Annotated in this window: 17 protein-coding genes and 1 pseudogene; 3 read left to right on the plus strand and 15 right to left on the minus strand. The window is 66.6% G+C overall.

Features of this window, described 5'->3' with window-relative positions; translation table 11 throughout:
• Positions 1-535: pseudogene (locus tag K8V11_RS05210) on the plus strand (hypothetical protein); the annotation flags it as partial.
• Between the two features lie 34 nt (positions 536-569).
• Here K8V11_RS05210 and K8V11_RS05215 read toward each other — a convergent pair.
• Together K8V11_RS05215 and K8V11_RS05220 are read right to left on the minus strand one after the other, a co-directional pair.
• Positions 570-1,961, minus strand: coding sequence for an FAD-dependent oxidoreductase (locus K8V11_RS05215; protein ID WP_303911408.1), 1,392 nt, complete (start codon positions 1,959-1,961; stop codon positions 570-572).
• Positions 1,962-2,210: 249 nt separating this feature from the next.
• Positions 2,211-3,800 (minus strand): molybdopterin-dependent oxidoreductase, encoded by a 1,590-nt coding sequence (locus tag K8V11_RS05220; protein WP_303911381.1) that lies wholly within the window; start codon positions 3,798-3,800, stop codon positions 2,211-2,213.
• Positions 3,801-3,978: 178 nt separating this feature from the next.
• On the opposite strand from K8V11_RS05220, the gene K8V11_RS05225 reads away from it, so the two are divergent.
• Positions 3,979-4,674 carry a fasciclin domain-containing protein gene (locus K8V11_RS05225; protein WP_303911383.1) on the plus strand — a complete coding sequence of 232 codons (696 nt, stop codon included), beginning with the start codon at positions 3,979-3,981 and terminating at the stop codon, positions 4,672-4,674.
• A 94-nt stretch (positions 4,675-4,768) separates the two neighbouring features.
• Here K8V11_RS05225 and K8V11_RS05230 read toward each other — a convergent pair whose 3' ends face one another.
• The 12 genes from K8V11_RS05230 to glf all read right to left on the minus strand — a co-directional run bounded on the left by K8V11_RS05230 (position 4,769) and on the right by glf (position 21,114).
• A complete protein-coding gene (locus K8V11_RS05230) occupies positions 4,769-5,584 on the minus strand; it encodes an anti-sigma factor (RefSeq protein ID WP_303911385.1) in 816 nt (271 codons plus the stop codon).
• Entirely contained in the window at positions 5,581-6,201 is a 621-nt protein-coding gene (sigK, locus tag K8V11_RS05235) for an ECF RNA polymerase sigma factor SigK (RefSeq protein ID WP_303911386.1), read from the minus strand. Before sigK ends, K8V11_RS05230 begins: the two co-directional genes overlap by 4 nt.
• Positions 6,202-6,340: 139 nt before the next feature.
• Complete coding sequence (gene fadD32 / locus K8V11_RS05240; RefSeq protein ID WP_303911388.1) at positions 6,341-8,284, minus strand: long-chain-fatty-acid--AMP ligase FadD32; 1,944 nt, start codon at positions 8,282-8,284, stop codon at positions 6,341-6,343.
• Between the two features lie 332 nt (positions 8,285-8,616).
• A complete protein-coding gene (locus K8V11_RS05245) occupies positions 8,617-9,573 on the minus strand; it encodes a cutinase family protein (protein ID WP_303911389.1) in 957 nt (318 codons plus the stop codon).
• Between the two features lie 165 nt (positions 9,574-9,738).
• A complete protein-coding gene (locus tag K8V11_RS05250; RefSeq protein ID WP_303911391.1) occupies positions 9,739-10,254 on the minus strand; it encodes a DUF732 domain-containing protein in 516 nt (171 codons plus the stop codon).
• Positions 10,251-12,224 carry an alpha/beta hydrolase-fold protein gene (locus K8V11_RS05255; RefSeq protein ID WP_303911393.1) on the minus strand — a complete coding sequence of 658 codons (1,974 nt, stop codon included), beginning with the start codon at positions 12,222-12,224 and terminating at the stop codon, positions 10,251-10,253. The genes K8V11_RS05250 and K8V11_RS05255 overlap by 4 nt, the downstream gene beginning before the upstream one ends.
• A gap of 400 nt (positions 12,225-12,624) precedes the next feature.
• Positions 12,625-13,746 (minus strand): alpha/beta hydrolase family protein, encoded by a 1,122-nt coding sequence (locus K8V11_RS05260; RefSeq protein WP_303911395.1) that lies wholly within the window; start codon positions 13,744-13,746, stop codon positions 12,625-12,627.
• Between the two features lie 198 nt (positions 13,747-13,944).
• Complete coding sequence (gene zomB / locus K8V11_RS05265; RefSeq protein WP_303911396.1) at positions 13,945-15,999, minus strand: flagellar motor control protein ZomB; 2,055 nt, start codon at positions 15,997-15,999, stop codon at positions 13,945-13,947.
• Positions 16,000-16,050: 51 nt separating this feature from the next.
• The gene (locus K8V11_RS05270) at positions 16,051-17,124 is read right to left on the minus strand and encodes a decaprenyl-phosphate phosphoribosyltransferase (protein WP_303911397.1); all 1,074 of its coding nucleotides are present in this window, start codon (positions 17,122-17,124) and stop codon (positions 16,051-16,053) included.
• Positions 17,121-17,750 carry a phosphatase PAP2 family protein gene (locus tag K8V11_RS05275; protein ID WP_303911399.1) on the minus strand — a complete coding sequence of 210 codons (630 nt, stop codon included), beginning with the start codon at positions 17,748-17,750 and terminating at the stop codon, positions 17,121-17,123. Before K8V11_RS05275 ends, K8V11_RS05270 begins: the two co-directional genes overlap by 4 nt.
• Complete coding sequence (locus K8V11_RS05280; protein WP_303911401.1) at positions 17,731-19,797, minus strand: glycosyltransferase; 2,067 nt, start codon at positions 19,795-19,797, stop codon at positions 17,731-17,733. The genes K8V11_RS05275 and K8V11_RS05280 overlap by 20 nt, the downstream gene beginning before the upstream one ends.
• Before the next feature lie 135 nt (positions 19,798-19,932).
• On the minus strand, positions 19,933-21,114 hold the full coding sequence (glf, locus tag K8V11_RS05285) for a UDP-galactopyranose mutase (protein WP_303911403.1): 1,182 nt from the start codon (positions 21,112-21,114) through the stop codon (positions 19,933-19,935).
• 458 nt (positions 21,115-21,572) lie between these two features.
• Between glf and K8V11_RS05290 the strand changes: the two genes are divergently transcribed.
• Positions 21,573-23,690, plus strand: coding sequence for an N-acetylmuramoyl-L-alanine amidase (locus K8V11_RS05290; protein WP_303911405.1), 2,118 nt, complete (start codon positions 21,573-21,575; stop codon positions 23,688-23,690).
• Between the two features lie 149 nt (positions 23,691-23,839).
• Here K8V11_RS05290 and K8V11_RS05295 read toward each other — a convergent pair.
• Positions 23,840-24,330, minus strand: a 491-nt coding sequence (locus K8V11_RS05295) for an HAD family hydrolase (RefSeq protein ID WP_303911406.1), incomplete at its 5' end; no start/stop codon positions are given.

Here is a 24,330-nt window from a genome sequence, read left to right on the forward strand (position 1 = left end):
GCGCACGGTCAGCGTCGTCGCCTCGGACCTCATCGGCCCGACGGGAATGACGGGCGGCGCGGCTGTCGCCTGCGCGACGGTGCTCCAACCTCTCGCCGCCGACTCGCGCCCGTTCATTCCGGGCGACCCGAACGTCCCCCATGCGCTCACCTTCACCCCGGACCTCGCCCGCGCAATGCTCGTCGCCGTGGACAACGCCGACGCCTTGGCCATGGGCGGTCGGGACGGGGTCGTACACGCCCCCACCGACATCGCTCGGACCTTCGCCGAGTTGGTCGAGTTCGCCACGAACGCGCTCGGAGCCAAGCGCTTTAAGATGATCGCGATCCCCCGCGTCGTCCTTCGCGGCGTCGGCCTCGTCGACCGCACGATGCGCGAGCTCTCCGCGATCTCCGACTTCTGGTACCGGCCCTGCGCGATGGCGCCCGGGATTCTCACCACCGAATACGGCCTCGAGCCGACCGGCTGGGAGGACGCGGTGCGGGCGACCCTCGCGCCGGCGGACACGAAAACGCCGGGGCGGTCCTCGGTATAACGAGGTCCACCCCGGCGTCCGGAGCTATGCGGGTTTAGGAGGCGTGCTCGCGCTCGTTCACCGAGGCGTTGAGCATGTCGTCGCGCTCGACGACCTTCACGCGCTCGCGGCCCTCGGCCTCGCCGAGACTGCGCTCGTGCTCATCGAGTCGGTACCAGCCGTCCCACGTGGTGTACGCGATGGACCGCGAGTCGAGGAGCGCCTCGATCTCGCTTTCCTCCGGCGCGGACGGCGCGTTGAGGGCGCCGTTTTCGAGGTCCTGGACGATGCATTCGACGGTCTCGTTGGCGTCGCCCTTGGTGTGCCCGATCAGGCCGACCGGGCCGCGCTTGATCCAGCCGGTGGTGAATACGCCCGGGATGTGGTTTCCGCCCTCGAGCACGCGGCCGGCTTCGTTCGGGATCACGCCGCCCTGTTCGTCGAAGGGCACGTCCGGAAGGTTGTCGGAGTAGTAGCCGACGGCACGGTAGACGGCGCCGACCTCCCAGTCGGTGGTCTCGCCGGTCGGCTTCACGTTGCCGGTGCCGTCGAGCTCGGTGCGCTCGGTGCGCAGGCCGACGACCTTCCCGTCCTCGCCGAGGATCTCGGTGGGGTTCTCGAAGAAGTGGAGGAAGAGCTTGTGGATCGCGTCGGGCTTGCCCTCGCGGATGGCGTAGTCCTCGATGATCGACGACACCTGGTCCACCATCTTCACCGTGCGGCGGGCGGTGGCCGAACCCTCGTCGTACTCGATGTCGCGCGGATCGACGATGACCTCGATGTTCGGCGAGTGGTCGAGCTCGCGCAGCTCGAGCGGGGTGAACTTCGCCTGGGCCGGTCCGCGGCGCCCGAAGACGTGCACCTCGACGGCCTTGTTCTGCTTGAGACCCTCGTACACGTTCGCGGGGATCTCGGTCGGCAACAGCTCGTCGCCGGTCTTGGCGAGCACGCGCGCGACGTCGAGCGCCACATTGCCCACGCCGATCACGGCGACCTTCTCCGCATCCAACGGCCACGTGCGCGGGAAGTCCGGGTGCCCGTCGTACCAGGCGACGAACTGCCCGGCGCCGTAGCTGCCCTCGAGATCGATGCCCGGGATCTTCAAACCGCGGTCGTCGGTCGCACCGGTGGCGAAGATGATGGCGTCGTAGTGCTGCTTCAGGTCCTCGAGAGTGACGTCGGAACCGTAGTTAACGTTTCCGAACAGCCGCACCTGCGGCTTATCCAGGACCTTGTGCAGCGCCTTGATGATGCCCTTGATTCGGGGATGGTCCGGCGCGACGCCATAACGAATTAGACCGAACGGCGCTGGGAGGCGCTCGAACACGTCGATGCTGACGCCACGCTCCTTGGCGACGTCGGACTTCATCAGCGCGTCGGCGGCGTAGATACCGGCGGGGCCGGAGCCGATCACGGCTACCCGCAATGGTCGTTCGGAGTTAGAAATGTCCTGCAACTCCTTCGCCTCCTTTAATTCCTTCGAACCAGACGTGTCACGCTTGTCGAGCACCTGCGTCGCGGGTTCGCTTCCCAAGCCAAATTTATCAAGTATGTGCAGGCTAAGCTAACACGACGAAAAGCAAATTGAAACAAGTTTCAATTTGCTTTCGTGGTGACGTGCATCACTAACTACCTGCGTGTTCGTTTTGTGCACGTCTAAATATAGACAAGTCTGTCTACTTTTGCCAGCTCGTCCCTAGCCGACCACTCGGAAAGTCCTGCTGTGCCAACCGGTCGCCCCGTCGGGCACGGTGCCTTGTCGGCGTTCTGTCTGCAGCTCGCCGTCGTTATCGGTCGCGCGAACGACGACGGTGTGAATCCCCGGGGTCGCATCCCATTCCCAGGACCACATTCTCCAGGTGTCCACCGAGTACGCGGCAGCGGTCTGCGCTTCCCGCCACGGCCCCTGGTCAACCCTGACCTCAACCTTCGAGATCCCCCTGTGCTGAGCCCATGCGGTCCCCGCGATGACGTTGACGCCGGCGGTGAGTTCGGCCAACGGCGCCGGCCGGTCGATTCTCGAAGCGGTCTTGATCGGCCCCTTCTCGCCCCAACCTCTATCGGTCCAGTAGGCGCTCGCCTGGTCGAAGCGGGTGATTTCCCAGTCGACCACCCACTTGGTCGCCGACACGTATCCGTACAGTCCGGGGACGACCTGCCGGACCGGGTACCCGTGCTCGATTGGAAGGGGCTCTCCATTCATGCCCACGGCCAGCATCGCGTCACGGCCATCGGTCAACGCCGCAATCGGGGTTCCGCTGGTCCACCCGTCCGCGGAGGTGGACAACAGCATATCCGCACCCGGCCGGACACCGACCTCGTCCAGGAGGTCGCGGATGGGAAAACCCGTCCATGTCGCGTTACCCGCTAGGCTTCCGCCGATTTCGTTGGACACGCATGTCAACGTAATGATGCGTTCCATCGCCATCCGGTCGTTGAGATCCTGCCAGCTCAGTTCGATTTCGCGGTCCACCATTCCGTGGATGCGCAGGCTCCACTCCTCCACGCTGATCGCGGGCAGCTGCAACGCGGTGTCGATCCGGTAGAAGTCCTCGTTCGGGGTGATAAACGCAGCGCCGTCTGACACGGGCGCCTCGACCTCGGGGCCCGGGCGAGGGGCCTGTAGCCTCGCGGCGACTGGAGGAAGCGCAATGCGCAATCGTTCGGCAGCGAGGTCACTCGCTTTTCTGGCAAGCCCGACCCCGAGACCGCCGATCGCCACCGTCAGTCCGGCGACCCCGCCGACAAAGGCGAGAAACGTACGCCTACTAGGCCCGGAGGGGTCTCCTCCCTTCGAGACGGGCGACCGAGCATCGGTCAATCGGATTCCGAAACGAAGAACGGCGATCCCCGCCGCACCGCCCACGATGGAGGGAATCGCCCACGCCCAGGTGGCCGTTGGCCGGCTCACGGCTGCGACGACGCCGGCCAACGCCAGGACACCGAGCAGGAGGGAGCCCCATGGGCGGGCCACACGTTCTGCCACACCGGCAGCGACGGCCAACACCGTGATCGCACCGATGATCCCGACGACAAGCGCGGGCTTGTCGGCCGTTCCGAAAGTACTGATCGCGAACTCGCGCATGGCAGAGGGAGCCTGCGCGACGATGGCATCGCCGACCGCTGCGACCGGCGAGGAACCGGCCGCGATGAGGAACGATAGAAGGTGACCCAGGACAGCCACCATCATTGCCGCAAGTAGTCCGACACTCGCCCTCCGAACGTGTCGACCCACGCGTGCACCGCGGTTGCCGCCAGAGGACAGGCCGCCTGTCTCGTTACTCATTCCCGCCCCCTCTGTCTCCCACTATCGCCTGCGTACGGAATTCGTAGGAACGCATTCTCCGGATGGGTGTGAGACCGCGAAACCCGTCGGTTTCCGGTCAATTTCTTCGGTCACCCATCCGCGAAGCCCGGTGATCCGAACCACATGGTGAACGTGCACATCCATTCAGGAGGACACCATGAAGACGAGCACCATTCGCAGAGGCGGTCTTGCGATCACAGCGGCCGCCGCACTGGCCGTCGGAGCCTGCGGAACCGAAGAGCCGGAGGAAATGAACGGAATGGGGTCGGGAGATGAGATGTCGTCCTCGGCGCCGATGTCCGAATCGAGCGACATGTCGATGACCAGCCCGGCAAACGGCGCCGAAGATGCAGATCCCATGTCGAATCTTGTCGGCAGCGGCTGCAGCGCATACGCGGAGCAGAATCCCGACGGACCCGCGTCGGTCGACGGCATGGCACAAGAACCTGTCGCCACCGCCGCCTCGAGCAACCCCATGCTCACCACCCTCACGGCCGCGGTGTCCGGCGAAGTGAACCCCGACGTCAATCTCGTGGACACGCTCAACGGCGGCGAGCTCACCGTGTTCGCACCGGTGGACGAGGCATTCGATGCCGTTGACGACGCCACGATGGACACCCTTGGCACGGATGCGGATCTTCTCACCAACGTGCTCAGCCATCACGTCGTCGAAGGCAAGATCAACCCCGATGACATCGCCGGCACGCACACTACGCTCGCCGGGGACGAGATCGAGGTCACCGGAGAAGGCGACGATCTCGCGGTCGGCGAATCACAGGTAGTTTGTGGCGGAGTGCAAACCGCCAACGCCGTGGTGTATCTGATCGACGGCGTCCTCATGCCGAAGATGTAGCGGCCCCACGCGGGCAAGGCATGGCGCCCCCGAGCTCCTCACACGAAGGGCTCGGGGGCGCCTTCCCTTGCTCGGCCGACGAAGAACCGGTCCGCTAGGCCATTTCCATTTCCATGAGCACTTCCCCGGTCGGGGCGGGTGGACGCAGATCGGAGTTCGGCTCCTGCGTCACGGCGACGCCACTCGTCCTCGCCAGCTCCTCGATGCCACCCATCAGGGTGCTGCCGTCGGCGCCGATCGACATGGCTCCACCGGCGATCGGGTTCGGCCCGAAGCCGTTGAGCCAGAGCTGGTAGTGCATCCCCTCGGAGGGTTCGGGCATGCCCGAGATCTCCAACACGGCCATGTCGAGTTGCTCCGATTCCATGACCTTCGCCGTCGCGCCGGAATCCAGTGAGGCATTAACGATATTCGCGTCGGGGGCCGCCATGATCTGGTCGACCATGCCCGTGGGGTCGTCGTCGACACCCGGCTCGGACGTCGGCGCCGTCGAACTCTCGGGCCCGGCGATCTCTGCCGTGTTGTCGCCTGAACGCACTGCGATAGCGACCACTCCGGCACCAAGGAGAAGGACTACCGCTGCTGCGGCCGCGAGGGTTGCGGGGCGGAACCTGGACCGCGCATCTATGGCGTCGCCGTCGCTCGTGGAGCGATCCGCCGTATGCCCCCGATCGATCGCTTCGAGTAGCTGGGCCCTGACACGCGCCGGCGGCGCCTCGTCGAGATCTTCCGCCTCCACCAGCGCAGCCGCGGCCTCCCGCGCTTCGGCGATTCGGCGCAGCATCGCCTCCCGTTGCTCGGGTTCGGCGTCCTCCAATGCTTGCCGGACACGTCGGCTTTCCTCGGTGCCGAGCGCTCCGAGGGCGTAGAGCTCGAAATCGCCGTCATCGATTGACGGAAACGCGCTCATCTCGGCTCACCCCCCAGGCACTTTTTCAGGTTTCGCAGACCGTCTCTGATCCGAGATTTCACCGTCGGCAATGCGGCGCCGAGCCGTTCGGCGACATCGCGGTATGTCAGCCCACTGAAGTATGCGAGCTCGATCGCCTGCCTCTGCACCGAGGAGAGGTCGTCGACGCAACGCCGCACGTCGGTCGCACGTTCACGCGATGCCATCGACTCTGCCACGCCTTCGGCGATGTCAACATGTTCGGCCGGAGAGTGCATTGCCTCTGCCTCCTCCCGCCGCCGTGCCGACTGTTCGCTGCGCACCCGGTCCACTGCACGTCGATGTGCGATGGTGAGCATCCAGCTCAGTGCCGATCCGAATTTCTCTTCGTAGCGATCGGCACTTTCCCATATCTGCAGGTACGACTCCTGCAGAATCTCCTCCGCATAGCCACGGTCGCCGACAATCCGGACGATCAGTCCGTAAAGCCGAGGCGACGTCAGGTCGAAGAGCTGCGCAAAAGCACCTCTGTCACCACTCGCCGACCCACGGACCAGGGCAGCCAGAGACGAGGGCGATGGCGATGCAGTCGCACCGCTATCGCCTCTCCCGCCTCCTTGAGGTCCGTCGTCGCTCATGCGCAGAAGTCTATGCGGCGCTGCCCGGCAGCGAACCACGCGCACCCAGTCTGGCCGCGTTTTCCTCGACACGCCGGTCGGTCGTCCCGGAGCGTCCTTGCACTGTGTGGTTCGGAGCGGGAAAGGTCTCGGATGGCCGTTAGACCTCGTCCAGGTCCGGGAACGCAGTTTGCTGATATCCGCCACGCAGCGTGCCCGTGATGTATTCCTGGCGGGTTGCACGGCGGGCGATCTTGCCCGAGGAGGTCCGCGGGATGGAGCCGGCGGGCACGAGGAGCACGTCCTGCGCGTGGACGCCGTGGGCCTCCGAGATGGCCTTGCGCACCGCTTCGGCGATCGGCGCCGGGTCCGCCTTGCCTGCGCCCGGGGCGCGCTCGGCGACGAGGACGAGGGTTTCCGAGCCGTCGCCGGGGTCGACGTCGAGCCCGTTGCGCGCCTCGGGCGGGAGCTGGTTGGCCGGCACGGAGAACGTGGCGACGAAGTTCGGCCGCAGCGAATCGGAAGCGAGCTGCGCGGTCGCCTCGAGATCCTGGGGGTAGTGGTTGCGCCCGTCGACGATCACAAGGTCCTTGACGCGGCCGGTGATGTAGATCTGACCGTCGTGGTAGACACCGAAGTCGCCGGTGCGCAGCCAGCCGGCGTCCTCTGGGACGTCGCCGAATTCGCGCTCGGCGTGGGAGTTCTCCTCCAGCCGGGATACGAGGCGGTTGGCGAAGGTCGCGCGGGACTCCTCCGGACGCTTCCAGTAGGCCTGGCCGATATTCGCACCGTGCAACCAGATTTCGCCGACGGAGCCGTCGGGCAGCTCGCGGCCATTGCCGGTGTGCTCTCCGTCGTCATCCAGTTCGGGGTCCACGATGACAGCCCACTGGGACGGCGCGATGTATCCGCAGGCGACCTGCGGGATCGCTTCCGAATTGCCCTCGACCGAGCCCTCGTCGATAACCTCGAAGCGGCCCTCGTTGAGGCTGTTGCGCTCGACGTGCACGACCACGGGCGCGGCGTGCTGCTCCGGGGAGGAGACGAACAGCGTCGCCTCGGCCATGCCGTACGAGGGCTTGACCACCGTGTCGGAAAGACCGTAGGGGGCGAAGGCCTCCTGGAACGCGCGGATCGACGTCGGGGTGACCGGCTCCGAGCCGTTGATGATTGAGGTCACGTGCGACAGGTCGAGCTCCTCGCCCTCGGCGGGGAGGCCGCGGCGGGCGGCGTGCTCGAAGGCGAAGTTCGGGGCCGCGGCGAAGACGCCCTCGGCCTCGGGGTACGAGGCGAGCTCGCGTACCCACCGACCCGGGCGCTGCACGAACGCGCGCGGCGACATGATCGAGGTGAACGCGCCGGCCATCGCCGGGAGAATCACACACAGCAGGCCCATGTCGTGGAAGAGCGGGAGCCAGGTGACGCCCTTGGAGCGATCGCTGAGGCCGAGGCCGAACATCAGCTGCAGCACGTTGGTGCACACGCCGGTGTGCGTGATCTCGACACCGGCCGGGGTGCGGGTGGAACCCGAGGTGTACTGCAGGTACGCAATATCGGAGCCGTGCAGGTCCGGCTTCTGCCACGAGCTGCCGAGCTCGCTGGGGATCGCGTCGACGGCGACCACACGCGGCCGCTCGCGGGCCGGGACCTCGCGGAACAGCTGACGCACTCCGGCGGCCGACTGCGACGAGGTGAGGATGACGGCGGGCTTACAGTCCCCCAGAACCGCGTGCAGGCGATCCTTGTGGCCCGGCTCGTCGGGATCGAACAGCGGGACGGCGATGAGTCCGGCGTGAATCGCGGCGAAGAACGAGACGACGTAGTCGAGCCCCTGGGGCGCGAGGATCGCGACGCGATCGCCCGGCGAGGACACCTGCTGGAGCCGCGCCGCGATGGCGTGCAGACGCGCGCCGAAGCCCGACCACGACAGGTCCTGCTTCTCCCCCTGGCGAGACTTGGAGTAGTCGTTGAAACGGAAGACGAGAGTATCCGCGGCGGGATCTGCATCGGCTCGCGATACGTTCTCCTCCACGAAGTCCACCAACGTGGCGTCCTCGGGTAGGGCTATCGCCCCAGACTCGTTGCGGTACGCATCGAACTCCACGTTGCTAATGCTCCATCCTTCTCGGCGCTCTGGAATCGGCGACCCACCGTCATGCGGCCGCAGCCGGGATCCTTCGCTGCCGAAGAACCCCCGAAAACTCATTCGTACGGTCATGGGGCAAGCGCACGCAATCGCGAATGCCCCAAAACTAGAGACTCTACCGTTACCTTGCGCGCTGTTTCCATTCGCAGGTAACGCTCAGGCAGGGCCACCCTAGGGAATCGTACTGCTCACATTGACAGTTACACGCCTATGACGCCGGGCCTGGCGGATATCTCCCGAGAATCTCATGCCTTGCCTGCCTGCGCCGACAGCGGCGGCGGCCGCACCCGCTAGGAGTGCGGGATCTCCTCCGCCGAGTCGATGAGCGATTGCAGATGCTGCCGGCTCCACTCGGTGGCCGTGGTGCCCTCGACGACGTTCGGATTCGTGTCGTACTCGGCGTGGACGGCGTTGTTGTTGAGGAACTCGGAAAGCCTGGCGGCACCGCCGGCCGCATCCATCGGCGCGTTGCAGATGAGATCCGCGCCGGCACACAGCGAGGCGGTCTGCTCGGTGAGCGCGCCGAAGCCGCCCGGCCGGGGACCGGTCATCGTCGCGTCGGCGATGAGTTCGGTGAGCCCCGAGGCACCCTGCAGCGAGATCTCCATGCCCTGACCGTTCGTCGGCTGCAGGCCCGGACCGATGGCGCCCTGGTCGCGGCGGCCGTCGGCGATGAGCACGGTGCCGAGAACGAGGTCCGCGGGCACGACGCCCTCGCCGTTGCCGATCTCGCTGGTCACGTCGCCGGCGATGACAGCGCCCTGGGAGAAGCCGAGAAGCGCGTATTTGGTGAACGGGCAGTGTTCGTGTGTGGAGGCGATCTTGTCGCGCAGCTTCTCGGTGCCCTCGGCGCGCGAATCGTTGTAGCTCACGTCCTCCGGGAGCTGCGGGTTCCGGAACTGCGCGGTGTACGGCACCGTGTACACCTCGACGCGCGCCGGGTCGTTGGCCTCTGCCAGCGGCGCGGTGACCTTGGTGAGCAGGGCGTTCGGGTTGGCCTGCGGGTTGTAAGGGTCATCGTCGGGAGCCGATTCCCAGGTTCCCGGCACCGAGATCAGCGACACGTCTGGGCAGTCGGCGGGCTGAGTGCGCTCGGGTTCGCCCGGCCCTGGGGTGGGCGGTTCCCCGATGGGGCTCGTCGGATTCTCCCGCGACAGCCACCAGCCAACGCCGGCGACGAGGAGCACGACGAGCACCAAGACGCCGAGGGCCAGGCCGAGCCGGCCGCCCTTTCTCTGTCCCGCCATGTTCGCTTCCCTTCTATCGCCGTTGTGAACCTAAACCGGCGCGTTCCTCATGGGGTGAGCCGATCTGGTCGTACGAACCGCCCGATCGTATCGGGCACGCCTAAGCAGGGGCTGTGCGCCAACCTCTACGAATGCCTAGGCAATTACCCAGGGATTCCGCAGAATCTAGGGGCAGAGTTCGGAGACCGAGGCGTCGATGATCTCCTGCGCGACATCCTCGGGATTGCCCTTGGCGTATCCGCCCTCGACAAGCTGCCCGGCCATGGCGTTGGCCAGGGTCGTCGTCTCCTCTGCGGCGCCGCCGGTCGCCCGGATACGGCAGATGCCGTTGCCGGCGCCGACGAGCGCGAGTTCGAGCGAGTCGATTTTGATCTCCTGCTCGTCGAGCGCATCGAGATAGGTCTGTTCCCGCGCGCTGACCTCGGGGCTCTCAAGCCCGGGGGCATCGCTCTCCACCGGTTTGGGGGACTCCGGAAAGCCCCCGCCGTTCGGTTCCGGCGAGGGACCGGACGTCCGCTCCCCCGCACTCGGCGGCGGCGCGAAGGTCGGAGACTCCGGGCTGCCGGACACCGTCGAATCCCCCGAACCGCAGCCCGCGAGGACGAGCGCCGCCACGGCAATCGCACTGCCCGCCGTCATACGTGTGCCGGCTTTGCCTCGCGTGGTACGCGCTGGGGTCATGACTTCTCGATCCTTCCCGCGATGAGCCTGATCTTGCCGTGCTCGAACTCGACCTCCTGGCCGCCGCCGGGGACGGACTGGACATCGGAGACCGGGTAGCCCAGGCGTCCGTTCTCGAAGCCTTCCTCGCCCCAGGCGTCGAAGATCTGGCCGTAGGGCACGGCGTGCGCCCGGGTGTTCGGCGACCAGTAGATGCCGCCGTTCTCGAAGCGGGACAGGGCCCCTCCACCGTTGCTCAGCGAGATCTCGTCCGAGGTCGGGTAGCCGAGGTCGCTATTTTCGTAGCCGAGGTCCTTGTACTTGTCGAGGATCGCGCCCTCGACGATGCGCGGGTCGCCGTCGGCGGCCTGGAATACCGTGCCGTTCTGGAATCCCTGCGCAACCCCTTCCTTGTTCGGGTTACGCACCGCGTCCGAGGTGGGGTAGCCGAGATCGCCGAGCTCCGAGCCGTTCTCGGACCACAAGTCGAGGATCTTGCCCGACACCGCGTGTGCGCCGGTCTTCGGGGACCAGTAGATCGTCCCGTGCTCGAAGGTGGTGTAGCGGCCGACGCCGTCCGGGGTCTTCTTCTCGGATGAGGTGGGAAGCCCGAGCTCACCCTTGGGTCCGTCGGCGGCCTGGTAGGCGGCGCCGATGCGGCCGGTGACGGCGTGGGCGCCTGTGTCCTCGGACCAGAACACGCGTCCCTCGCGGAAGTCCTGGGCACGGCCACCCTCGACCGCGTACTCGCCGGTGAGGCAATCCCCGAGCGCGCTGTTGGCCTCGCGGAACTTGCCGATCTCGCCCTCGGCCTTGCACTCGGGCGCGTTGACCTCGGTGCCGAGCGCCTCGGCGGCCTGCGGCCACGCCTGTGTCATCTCGAACTGCCAGTACGGCCACGTGTGCGTGCCCGAGGGGCGGAACTTGGTCGTGACGGGCACGTCGGCCTTCTTCGCGGCGTTCACGAAGTTCTGGGTCGTCATGCGCGCGAGGAGTTCGAGCCCGTAGCCGGCGAAGTTCTCCGGGATTCCCTCGACCGGCGAGGGCTTGTCCCACGGGCCGGTGTTGCCGGACCCGGCCGAGACGTACAGCGAGACGTCCTTGAGGCGCTGGGCCTGGAGTTTGGGGTCGTTCTGCTTCCAGGTCTCGCCGCCGAGCGGCCCCCACATGTCCTCGGAGTTATAGCCGCCGGCATCGAGTTGGGCCGCCTTGATCGCCTCGGGCATGCCGAAGCTCGTTGTGTCCAGGTAGCCGGAGAAGCTCGCGGCGAACTGGTACTGCCCCTCGTTGTGTGCAGCGAGGTTCATGGCGGCGGTACCGCCCATCGACAGCCCGGCGATCCCGGCACGGTCGTTGAGCCGCCAGTCGCGCGCGATGAGCGGAGGAAGCTCCTCGGTCATGAACGTTTCCCACTGGTACGGCTCGCCGTCCTTGGCGGGGTTCTCCCAGTCGGTATAGAAGCTCGACTCGCCGCCGACGGGCAGCACGATGACCGCGTCCTTGGAGTCGAAGAACTTCTCGATCTGGGTTTCGTGCGTCCAGCCCGATTCGGTCTCCACGGCGCGCAGCCCATCGAGCAAGTACAGCGCCGGGTACGTGCGATCGGGCTCGGAGTTCCACGAGGCGGGAAGGAGGAGCTGCACCTGGATCGGGCGCTCCATGGCGGCCGACTGAACCCACAACGCCACACGGCGCTCGCTGAGCCAGTCCACTCGGTCGAGGCGGACGCCTGGCGGCACGTCGGTGTTCGCTGCCGGCCGCTGCCCGTTGCTGGTCGTCTCCGACGCCGAGGGGCTGGACTCCGACGAGGTCGGCGCGCTGGTCGAGCGGCTTGACGTCGGCGACGCGGACGTCGACGTCCCCGGCTGTGCGTTGGCCTCGGGCACCCCGGAGTTGTTCGTCTGGCCCGTGGCGACGCCCACGACGAGCGGCGCGGCCACAGCGACGGCGATAACAGGGACGAGGCGCAGCTGCTTACGGTTCCAGGTCAAAGTGTTCTTATTCGAGACCCGACCCGAGCTCTTCGGTGCAGCCTTGCGTGGGGAAGATCCGCGTGATGCCGATGCCTCGCGGCGCGATCCGTTCATGTGTAGTGGCGCTTTCTGTTCCTGCCTGGCTGGCCGCCGGCGGTGGACGTGAAATTTCCCAGTCGACGCTGGTACCGGAATCGTGCTCGCCTACATTCGTGCGAGCCGCTGTGCCGGCGCAACGCTCGTGGAGACCCTCGGTAGGACTGCCCGTGGGTTCCCCTCCCACGGGTGCGACCAAAAAGAAAACCGGGGCCCTGCGATAGCCAATCTACGCGCAGAGCCCCGGTTTTGGTCCAGGCGACTCGCGCCCGACACAAAATTTCTTAAGTTGTAGTTGAGACTTTTCGCCTCAGCCGGTCGATCACCACCAGGCGTGTGCGTTCAGCGTCGGGAGGATCTGCTCGAGCCTGGCGGACATGAGGTCGTCGTTCCAGTACGGCCAGCCGTGGATGCCGGTGGTGCGGTACTCGAACTTCGCCTTGTTCGGCTCGGCGTTGATCGTGTTCTGGAACGCAATCGTGGAACCGCGGGACAGTCCCTCGAGAACGACACCGTTGAAGGTGTTGAATACGGCCTGCAGGCTGTCCGGCTGATCGTACTGACCCGGGATTGCCGAGCCGGCCGTCAGATACATCGGGATGTCGCGGAGGCGGTCGGCGAGAAGCAGCGGATCGTTGGCGCCCCAGTCGGGCGAGCCCGGGGGGCCCCACATGGCGAACGGATCACACTTGCACTGGTCGAACATGGCGAGCGGAATCATCGAGTACATGCCCGGAGCCGTCGGGTTCATGTAGCCGGAGAAGACCGAAACCTGCTTGAACTGGTCGCGGTGCTTGGCGGCGAGCGCCGCTGCGGCCGAACCACCCATGGACAGACCCGCGATGGCGTTGTTATCGGGACGAACGCCGAACTCGCTCTGCAGGTAACCCGGGAGTTCCTCGGTGAGGAACGTCTCCCACTGGTAGTTGTATACCTCGCCGTTGATGTTCACCGGACGCTGCCAGTCGGAGTAGAACGAGACCTGCCCACCGACGGGCATGACCAGGGTCAGGTTGTCCCAGAGGAACGTGCGCTGCGCCTGGGCGTCGTGGGTCCACGCGTTCCAGTCGTCGCGAGCGCGGAGACCATCGAGGAGGTAGAGGCCGGCGTTGCCCGCTTGGCGAGCCGGCTGAACCTGGACCTTGATCATCCGGTTCATCGACGGCGACCAGACGTCACAGATCTGCACCCACGACTGAACCGGATCCCAGCCACAACCGGCGCGCAGCCAATTGCGGTGTCCCATCGGGTCCTCGCCGCCCGGCGGCAGCTGCGCGGGCGCTGCTGCGGGAGCTGGCGGCGCCGGCGGTGCGCCCAAAGATCCGGGGGCGTCCTGCGCGTATGCCGGCGAGCCGGCCACCACGCCTACTGCCGTGGCTAGGGCCAGCGCGCCTGCTGCCAGCTTGCGGCGCAGGCGTCCTGCGGGAGACGCGGCTTTGGTCATCGAAGTGCTCCTTGTTTCGTTTCGTGCGTCCGGTCCGGGAACGAGGCCCCTTAATGGAGGAGTGCGGGATGGCGCGAATTTCGGCACCGTCCGACACATGTCGCTCTGTTACTGTCGCGCATATTGAGGCTGGCGTTACACTTTGTGCCCCAACTGAGCTTAAAGCGTTATTAAGTTGAGACCGAACTCTTTGGCACACTACCGGGGATAGGCGTCGAGGTCCACCTCGGGGGGCATCGGAAGCCCGCAGCGCTGCACTTCGTAAGCCGGGATCCGGTTGATCCGGTATTGCGCATATGAAAATGCGTTAATCACATTTTCTTTTCTTCGTTCCAAGGTTAACGGGTCTGTGTACGACTTGCGAAGTTCGACCGTCGCAGGACAGGTCAGTGCCACCTTCGCCTGTTCGATCCAATCCGGATCTACCCACTCTGGGTAGTTGTTCGGGTTCTCGACCACACCCGCGTCGGCGAGGTACCAGTCGAGCGGCAGATACTTGTCGTGCCCGATGCGCCCGTCGACCATCCGGTCGGTGTGCGCCGCCAGCGGAGTCGCGAGGCCGACCGTGTCGTACACCTTGACGTCGAGCGGCAGGTTCATGCTGGTCATGCCGAGGTTGAGGAAGACGACGGTCTTCTGCGGGTCGTCGGGGATCTCGAACGGCTGCAGTCCGGGGAGCGGGTGGTCGAACTCGACGACATCCCAGCGATCTTGCGCGCCGCCGACGGGGAGGAACACCGCGCCCGTCATGTTCGCGCGAACCTGGGTGATCAATTCCTGCATACGAGGGAAATCGAGGTAATCGCGGGCGAGTAGCGGATGCTTGTGCCCCGTGCGCTGGAGATAGAACGCGCGCTCGTCGACGATCCCGTTCGAGGTGATCGACTCGGCCTTGTCCGGGAACGGATCCTGCGCGATCGACACCGTCACCGCCCAACCCATCACGACGAGCCAGCCGCCGATGAGCACCGGCAGAACAAAACGCCACTGTCGGTCGCGGCCGGTCTGCCGCCCGACGGGAATCGGGAGTACGGCGAGCGGCAGCAGCAGCGTGAACAGCGGCGGCAGGAGCACACGCCCGTGCATGAAATCGCCGCCCACGCGCACCGAATACAGGGCGAGCGCAACGCCGACAACGACGAAGAGCGCCGTCACCACAGGAGTGGAACGCAGCGCCGGCAGCTCGCGCCCGGCCACCACGAGCCCACGTCGTGCCGCGCCGTCAGCGCTGGATGACGTCGGACGTGCCGGGCGCGGCCCAGCGGCCGCCCACGCGGCGGAGATCACGATCGCGCCGAGCCCGACAAGCATGGGGAGCGCGAGCCAGTAGGGGCCGGCGAGGTCGAGCAGATAGGCGAAGCCCTGTTCCCATTTGGACCCGGCGGCGTCCTTCGCGACCGCGGTGTTCGGATACGGCAGGCCATAGTAGCTCATCCGCCACAGCTGGTAGGCCAGCGGCAGAAAGCCGGCGATGACCACGAGCCACGCCCGATGCAGTATCGACGAGCGAGCGAAGAAGATGAGTGCGAGGGCGAAGACCGACACGATCGCGAGCTCCGGCCGTACGAGCGGGCCGAGCCCGGCGACGACCGCGAGAAACGCCGTCTCCACTTTTGGAATACCGAACACGTACTGCGAATGGGGGGCGCGCGCCCAGCGCTGCAGCAGCAGCCAAACGAGCGCGATCCACGCAATCACCAACCCGGTCTCCAGGCCGGAGGTGGCGAAGTCGCGCGCCGGGGGAAGGACCACGTAGACCACGATCCCGAGGGGCAGCATGAGCACCTTCGACGTCATGAGCCCGTGGTGTCGCGCAGGGTGGCGGCGGGTACCGGCCCACATGACACGCGCGCCCCACATCGCGAATACGACCGCCGACATCGAGGTGGCGAGCGCGACGATGAGGGCGACAACCTCGATCTGCGGCAGGTTCATCACGCGCTGGGCGGCGTAGATGAGCATCGTCCAGAGCGTCGAGGTGTTCGCCTCGACGCGCTCGCCGGCGTTGAACACGACGCCGTTGCCGGCGAGCATGTTGCGGACGGTGCGCAGGACGATGAGCCCGTCGTCGGCGATCCAGCGCCGCTCCCACGCACCGGCGAAGAATACGGCGACGACCGCGAGCACGGAGCCCCAGAAGGTCAGCGGCGCCCAGTGTGCGCGCGCGAAACCGCCCGCTACCGCTAGGCGCCCGGTGGGCGGTTGCGGCGGGGCGGTCTCGGACTGGGACTCTGCCAGGGCTGGGCTACTCACTGTGATTGTCTTATCGGTCGAGGTGGGTGAAATGTTCCTTCGCCCGGCGGGCTAGAAGAAGGCGGGAATGACGTAGATTCCGACCGCCACGACGGCGATCCAGCCCACGGCGAGGATCTGCAGCACGCGGTCGCTGAAGGCGATCTGCTCCGGCTCGCCCGCCGAACCCGCGTCGACGTCCACGGCGTAGCGCAGTACGGCGACGGTGAACGGAACGATCGACACCTGCAGCCAGATCGCGGCGGCGCCGGGCGTGGCCGGGTCCGAACCGCGGTCGTAGGCCCACAGGGCGTAGCAGAGCACGAGCACGGTGGCCGACAGCGTCCACACGAAGCGGAGGTAGGTCGCGGTGTAGCCCTCGAGCGCCTTGCGGATCTTCGCGCCGGTCTTCATGTGGTAGCGCATCTCGGCGTAACGCTTGCCCGCGGCCATGTAGAGCGAGCCGAACGCCATGACGAGCAGGAACCACTGCGAGATGTGGACCTCGGCGGCCGCGCCGCCGGCGATCGCGCGCAGCAGGAAGCCGGAGGACACGAAGCAGATGTCGAGCACGGGCTGGTGCTTGAGCCCGAAGCAGTACATGAGCTGAAGCACTATATATACGGCCGCGACGATCGCGAGCGAGTACGAGGCGAACACGAGCGAGACGACGATCGCGCCGATGATGAGCGTCGCCGCCATCGCGTAGGCGAGCCCGACGGGAAGCACACCCGCCGCGATCGGCCGGAAGCGCTTGGTCGGGTGCTGCCGGTCGGCCTCCACGTCCATCGCGTCGTTGATGAGGTAGATCGAGGACGAGGCCATGCAGAACACGATGAACGCGATCGCGACCTTGAACAGCACGTCGCTGTCGGTGAGCATCTCGGTGCCCGCCGCCGCCGGCGCGGCGATGACGAGAACGTTCTTCACCCACTGCTTGGGGCGCAGCGCCTTGATCATCCCGTCGAGGAGGTTCTTCGGCGGATGCCCTTTCACGTCCGCGTCCTCGGCCGCGCCCTCGCGTTCGTTCGCGGTGTGCGGCTCGGCCCAGGCGTAGTCGGCCGGCGCAGCGCTGTCCGGATCGGAGTGGGTGTCCTTGCCGCCCTTCGGCGCGCTAGTGGCGGTAGCGTCGTCGTTCTCGCTCATCGCGCATCCTTACTCGTGGTCAGTGCGCCGGGCAGGAGACCTGCGGCGGTGGCACGTTCGAACATTTCCGGTGCGAATCGGCCCGCCGCCGCAGCCGAGGCCGCGCCGAGAACCGCCCCGCCCATGACGTCGGAGGGATAGTGCACCCCGAGGGTGAGCCGGCTCGCAAGCATCGCGGGGATCAGCGTCGCCGGTACCCAGAATGCCAGCCGCGGGTTGCCCGTCGCCTTCCCGGCGAGCAACGCGAAGGCCGTGGTCGAGGTGGCATGCGAGCTCGGGAAGCTCATCTTCGACGGTGTCCCCACGCCGATCTTGATCGCCGGGTGGTGAGGGCGCTTTCGCCGCACGATCCGCTTCACGACGACGGAGGCCGCGTGCGCGGAGAAGGCTCCGACGCCCGCCGTCATCCACTCGGTGCGGCGCTCCGGTTGGAGGGCGGCGCCGGCCGCGGACAGCGTGACCCAACCGATCGCGTGCTCGCCGATGTGCGAGAGCGTCGTGGCTATCGGAAGCGATCCCGGGATGGCGCGCAGGCCGTTTTGGAGGCTGGCCAGGATGGCCGCCTCTCCCGTGGGCGGCCCGGATTCCGGCGACCTGCCGGGGGCATCATTGTTCGTCGAAGACACGGCTCCACGCCTCCTTCGAGACAAGATCGGCATGCGCCTCGCGGTAGCGGCGACGCAGTTCGGGGAATCGGCGGTTGAGTTCGCGGTGCATCTCCAGGGTTTCGCGGACCAGCTCGGCGGCCTTCGCGCGGTCGCGCTGGCGGAAGTACACCCCGCGCCCGTCGGCGGAGGTCACCGTCGCACCGTCGACGCGGCCGAGGCAGTACCAGCGCGCATCGGCCGGCGGAATGTTGATCTGCGGGACCTCGTGGTTGCGCGGATCGTGCGGTCGCAGGTTGTGCGCCATCCCCTTGAGCAGCGCCTTCGCCTTCGCCGGCGCACTCTTCGGCTCGTCGGTGACCCCGGGGAACCCGGAAGCCTGCGGAAGCTCGGTGGCCGAGCGCAGCTGGACCGCGTCCGGATATTCCTTGCGGAGAGCCTGCACCTTCGGCAGCGCCGCGGGCAGCATCTCCTCGAGCGCCTCGGGGCCGCGGAGGAAGTCGCGGATCGCCTCGGACTGGATGCGAACCGTCGAGTACTCGAGGCACGTCATGTGCTTGAACAGCGACTTGTAGAGGGTCTTGATGATCGCCTTGATATCACCGTCGTAGTGGAGAGCGGTGACCACGAGCCGGTTGCGCAGGTGGAAGTAGGCCTGCCAGTCGATCGCGTCGTCCTTATCGGACCAGGCCATGTGCCAGATCGCGATCGACGGCCACGAGGCGGTCGGGAAGCCGTGGGAGGAGGCGCGCAGGCCGTATTCACTGTCGTCCCATTTGATAAACAGCGGCAGCGGCTGGCCGATCGTGTCGGCGACGACGCGCGGGATGAGGCACATCCACCAACCGTTGTAGTCGACGTCGATGCGGCGGTGCAGGTCGCGCGAGTGGAGATAGTTGTTCGGAGTCTTCGTCTTCTCTGCGCCCTCGGGGAGGTTCTCGCCTCGGTCGCGGAGCGGGTGGTTGAAGAAGTCGTGGTCGTAATGCGAGTTCGGCGCGTTCTTCCAGATGAAGTCCGACCGGTCGACGATCTCACCCATCGTGTGCAGGTGGCTGCGCTCCTGCAGGTTGAGCATCTGCCCGCCGATGAGCATCGGCCGCGACGAGTACCGCGCCGCGGCGAGCGCGCGCAGGATCGAATCGGGCTCGATGACGATGTCGTCATCCATGTAGAGGATGTACGGGCTGTCGGTGCCGCGCTCTGCGTGGCGCGCCTCGTACATGATGCGCGAGTAACCGCCGGAGCCACCGAGGTTGCCCTGGCGCACGATGCGCAGGCGGTCGCCGAAGTGTGCCTCGACCTCGCCGAAGTCCGGCTCGTCGGCCGGGTGCTTATCGCCCTGGTCCGGCATGATCACGGCGTCGATGACGCCGTCGACCTGCGGGTCCGAGGCGAGCGCGTGGAGCGCTGCGACCGCGTCGGTCGGCCGGTTGAACGTCGGAATTCCCACGGTGAGCCGCGGCGCGGCGGCGGGCAGCAGATCGCCACGGCCGAATTCGGTGCTCTCGCCGGTAACGGGGTTGTCGAGCACCGCGCGCTCGCTGTGGATCTCCTGCGGTCCTGCGTCGACGGTCGCGTACCAGCCGGCCGAGTGGATGATCGTGTCCGATTCACAGGAGATGTCGAACCAGATCCAGCCGCCGTCCTCGAACGGGGCGAGCGAAACGACGAACTCCAGTACCGAGCGCCCCTCGGCGCCTGCCTCGGTGGTCTCGCCGGTAACCGCGATCCGGGCGCCGTCGAGCTTCGAGCGGTACACGTCGACGCGGGCGTCGCCGGTGAGTTCGATGCGCAGCAACACCTCTTCGAGCTGCGACCAGCGCCGCCAATACGAGGCGGGCAGCGCGTTGAAATAGGTCTCGAAGCTGATCTCCGTGCGCGCGGGGATCCGGGCACTCGTTCGGCCGTCCGCTGCGACGCGGTCGGGTGCCGCCGGGTTCTCCACGATGTACAGCGAGCGCACATCCGAAGGCTCCCCACGTTTCGGGAAAATCACCCTCGCCAGGCGGCGCGGATCGAATTCCGTGCTCGCTGGGCTATCCGGGGAGCTGGTGGGTGCGCTCTTCACAGTCTTCGCCGACCTCCGTGAATTCCGTACTGTCGTCGAACCCGAGTGCGTCTTGGGGTCCGCGCCTGTGTCTGCCTGTCGATTATCGCCTATGCAGACGTGGCGGCAGAACCCCGCCACGCCGCTCGCGGCGAGCTAGCCCCCGAGCAACGGGGAGACCTTGTTGTCGAACGTGCTCAGCGCCGCGCCGATGGCCATGTGCATATCCAGGTACTGGTAGGTACCAAGTCGGCCGCCGAAGATCACCTTGGCGTTCTCCGTCTCGGCATCGGCGAGCTCGCGGTAGCGAGTGAGCATTTCGCGGTCGTCCGGGGTGTTGATGGGATAGTACGGCTCGTCGTCGCCCTCGGCGAAGCGCGAGTACTCGCGCATGATGACCGTCTTGTCCTTCGGGTAATTCTTCCGCTCGGGGTGGAAGTGCCGGAACTCGTGGATACGGGTGTAGGCGAACTCGGCATCGTTGTAGTTCATCACCGGGGTGCCCTGGAAGTCCCCGGTATCGACCACCTCGGTCTCGAAATCGAGCGTGCGCCAGCCGAGCTTGCCCTCGGAGTAGTCGAAGTAGCGGTCGAGCGGACCGGTGTAGACCACCGGAGCGTCGGGGCTTGCCGCGCGAACGGCATCGCGCACCGCGAACCAGTCCGTATCGAGCACGACGTCGATCTTCTCATCGGCGGCCATGTTCTCCAGCCACTTCGTGTAACCGTCGACGGGCAGCCCCTCGTAGGTGTCGTTGAAGTAGCGGTTGTTGAAGGTGTAGCGGACCGGGAGACGCGCGATGTTCTCGGCGGGCAGGTTCTTCGGATCGGTCTGCCACTGCTTGGCCGTGTAGTCGCGCACGAAAGCCTCATACAGCGGGCGCCCGATGAGCGAAATCGCCTTCTCCTCGAGGTTCGTCGCATCCTCGGTGGCGATCTCCGCGGACTGCTCGGCGATGAGCTTCTTCGCCTCGTCGGGCGAGTAGTAGCGACCGAAGAACTGGTTTACCAGGCCGAGCCCCATGGGGAACTGGTACGCCGTGCCGTTGTGCATGGCGAACACGCGGTGCTGGTAGTCGGTGAAATCGGTGAACTGGTTGACGTATTCCCACACCCGCTCGTTCGAGGTGTGGAACAGGTGCGCGCCGTACTTGTGGACCTCGATACCGGTCTCCGGCTCCGCCTCCGAGTACGCGTTGCCGCCGATGTGCGGGCGTCGCTCGAGCACGAGGACGCGCTTACCGAGCTGCGTCGCCGCACGCTCGGCCACGGTGAGCCCGAAAAACCCCGACCCGACGACCACCAGGTCGTAGTTTTCCCATTCGCGCTCGTTCGCCATCTAGGCCTCTTTCTACTAGCTCGCCACTACCTGCTCGTTCGCGCGAGGCGGGCAGGCGATCTGCCGCAGCCCGCTACTCGCGCGCCCCTAGCCTAATCGCGGAGACCGCCATTGCCCGAAGACACTCCCTCCGCGCGCCACGCGGCACTCCTCGCTTCTCCACATCTCCCCAAAGTTCACCCTCCTTTGGAATTTTCTTTCCCTTTTTCTTTATGACGTCGGACGTGCGCGTTTTCCCCCGCCTCGACGCCATCCTCGCAGGTAGCAGAAGTTTTAACTCATACCACATGAATCACTTTGGACACTCTTACATTCCTGTAACTCATGTTTCTCAACAATTAGTTCTTGGCACGGGAGACATTTTTGATAACAATAGACTCGTCAGTAACACACGGCGCGCTGCCTTAGGTGTGCCCAGACGAGCCCGCTCCGGCTGGTTCGTCACGAGAAGACCTGGAGTGACTTTGCGCATTCGCCGCCCTCAGTACCGCCGCGGTATCACGCGTTCCGGTGCCTCTACGCCCGTAAAGCTGTCCAAGTCCTCTCTCGGCGCGGTCGCCGTTCTCGCCGCAGCCGCCGTCACGCCCGTCGCCGCAGTCGGCATCGGCCAGGTCGCCGACGAGTCTCCGGCGCCCTCCTCCGCCGCGGACACCAGCGTCAACGAAGTCTCCCTCTCCTCGGCACCACTGGCCGAGGGGGTCACGCAGGACATCGCCGGCGGCGGTGAGCAGGTCCGCGAGGTCTCCTCCGAAAAGCCGTTCTCGATGGTCGGCGTCACGTGGAAGGGCGAGCACGAAGCGAAGGCACGCATCCGCGCGCAGCAGCCCGACGGCAGCTGGGGCGAATGGTTCGAGGCCGAGTCGGTGATCGGTGACCTCGATGCCGGTCAGGCATCCGGCGGCAAGGGCGGTACCGACCCCGTATATCTCGGCACCGAGACCACGAAGGTGCAGATCGCCCTCGAGGGCGTCGACCTCGACGAGACCTCGATCGGCGATTCTCCCGAGGCACTCACCGAGGCGCCCGAGACCTCTACCCCGGGGGCGGAGGGAGACATCGCGCAGGACGACCAGGCAGACGACCAGGGCGACACGCAGGCCGCCGGAGGTGCCATCGCCGACGCACTCGCGGGAATGATGGGCCCCGAGGGTGGAAACTCCGACGTCAGCAAGCCGGTTGTGGAAGACGAGGGGCAGGTGGCCCCGGCCGCCGACGAGACCTCGCTCGACGACCCGGGTGTCGACGCCGTGCTTCTGTCCCCCGATCTCGATTCGCCGACCCCGGCTCCCGATATGGAGATGGGCGAGTACGGCGACGTCGCGAACCCGAAGAAGCCGTCGATCATCTCGCGCTCCGGGTGGGGCGCGGACGAGTCGATGCGCTGCCAGAGCCCGAGCTACGACGATTCGCTCGCCGCGGGCGTCGTGCACCACACGGCCGGCTCGAACAACTACACCAAGGACCAGTCCGCCGGTGTCGTACGCGGCATCTACGTCTACCACGCGCAGAACCTCGGCTGGTGCGACGTCGGCTACAACGTGCTGGTCGACAAGTACGGCCAGGCTTTCGAGGGCCGCGCGGGCGGGCTCGACAAGAACGTCCAGGGCGCTCACGCCGGCGGGTTCAACGCCAATACGTGGGGCATCTCGATGATGGGCGACTTCTCGAACATCAACCCGCCGGACGCGACTATCAACAAGGTCGGCGAGATCCTCGGCTGGCGCCTCGCGCTCGCCGGCATCGACCCGAAGGGCAAGGCGAACCACTACTCCGAGGGCACCTCCTTCACGAAGTACCCCCAGGGCACGAAGGTCAACCTGCCGAACATCTTCGCCCACCGTGACGTCGGGCTGACGACCTGCCCGGGCGATGCCGGGTACGCGCAGATGGGCAAGATCCGCAATATCGCCGCGCAGTACGCGAAGTCCGGCGGCGGTTCGGCACCGAGCTCCTCGAAGTCGACGACCACCAGCAACTCGGGCGGCAACTCCGGGGGCGATAAGCCGACCACGCCCGGCCGTCCCACCTCGGAGAGCGAGGTCCCCACGGGCGATTCCGGTTCGCTGGAGTCCGCGCTCGGCGGCGGCAGCTCACAACTGAAGAACCTCGACACCAAGGGCGCCGCCGAGCTCGTGGGCAAGCTGCTCATGCGTGGCTCGGAGATCAACCTGGACGGCCTCAAGGCGCTCGACCTCGTCGAGACGATCGGGTCGATCAAGACGGTCGGCAACGCGCTCGTCGAGGCTGGCGGCGACGGCCGCATCGGCAAGCTGTTCGCGGCGCTCGGCGGAGCCGACGGCGTGCTCGGCAAGGCGCTGTCCGGGGTGCAGAAGTACAACGACGTCTCGTACGCCAAGTTCGACGGCGGCGCGATCTACGACTCCGACCGGACCGGCGCCCACGCGGTGCTCGGGCGCATCGGTGACGCCTGGGCCGCGCAGGGCTTCGAGCAGGGCCCGCTGGGCATGCCGACCGAGGAAGAGGTCGACAACGGCGACGGCACCGTCTCGCAGAAGTTCGAGAACGGACGAGTCGTCTACGACCTCTACTCCGGCACGGTCAAGGTCGAGGGCTAACCGCTCCCCCGGCGCCCGTTTCGGGGGCGCGGTATCAAGTACCCGGAAACAAGGTCCAGCGGACCGGGACCCCACCAGGTACCACTCACGTGGTGCCGGGGAAGTGGTGGAGCCCCGGTCCGCTTAGCTTTTCGCTTGGCGCCGACCGGCTAGAACCAGCGGGACAGTACCGGCTCCAGACCGGCTTCGTCGCTGGTGAGGGTTGTTTCGTCGGCCGCGGCGGCGGCGATCGGGTGCGCGTTTCCCATCGCCACCCCGAGGTCCGCCCACTGCAGCATCTCCACGTCGTTGGGCATGTCCCCGAACGCGACCGTGCGCGGCGCGGCGCCCGGCTCGCGCCGGAACCGCAGCGCGCCCACCTGCTCGGCGACGCGCGTCAACGCCGCTGCCTTCGTGACCCCCGGCGGCGCGAACTCGATGAGCCCATTTTCGGTCGAGAACGTCACCTGGGCCAGATGCTCCACCCGCTTTATGACGGCGGAGGCCATATCGCTGCTGGACATGCCGGGAACCCGGGCGAGCAGCTTGAGCACCGGGCCTGCGATGACCTCGTCGTGCCCGACCTCGACGCTCTCGGGGTGGATCCACGCGTGCCGGTAGTCCGGCGCGGTGATGAATTCGTCGTCGATGGCGTCGCGCC

It is taken from the genome of Dietzia timorensis (genome assembly GCF_020742175.1).
Classification (GTDB): Bacteria; Actinomycetota; Actinomycetes; order Mycobacteriales; family Mycobacteriaceae; genus Dietzia; species Dietzia timorensis_A.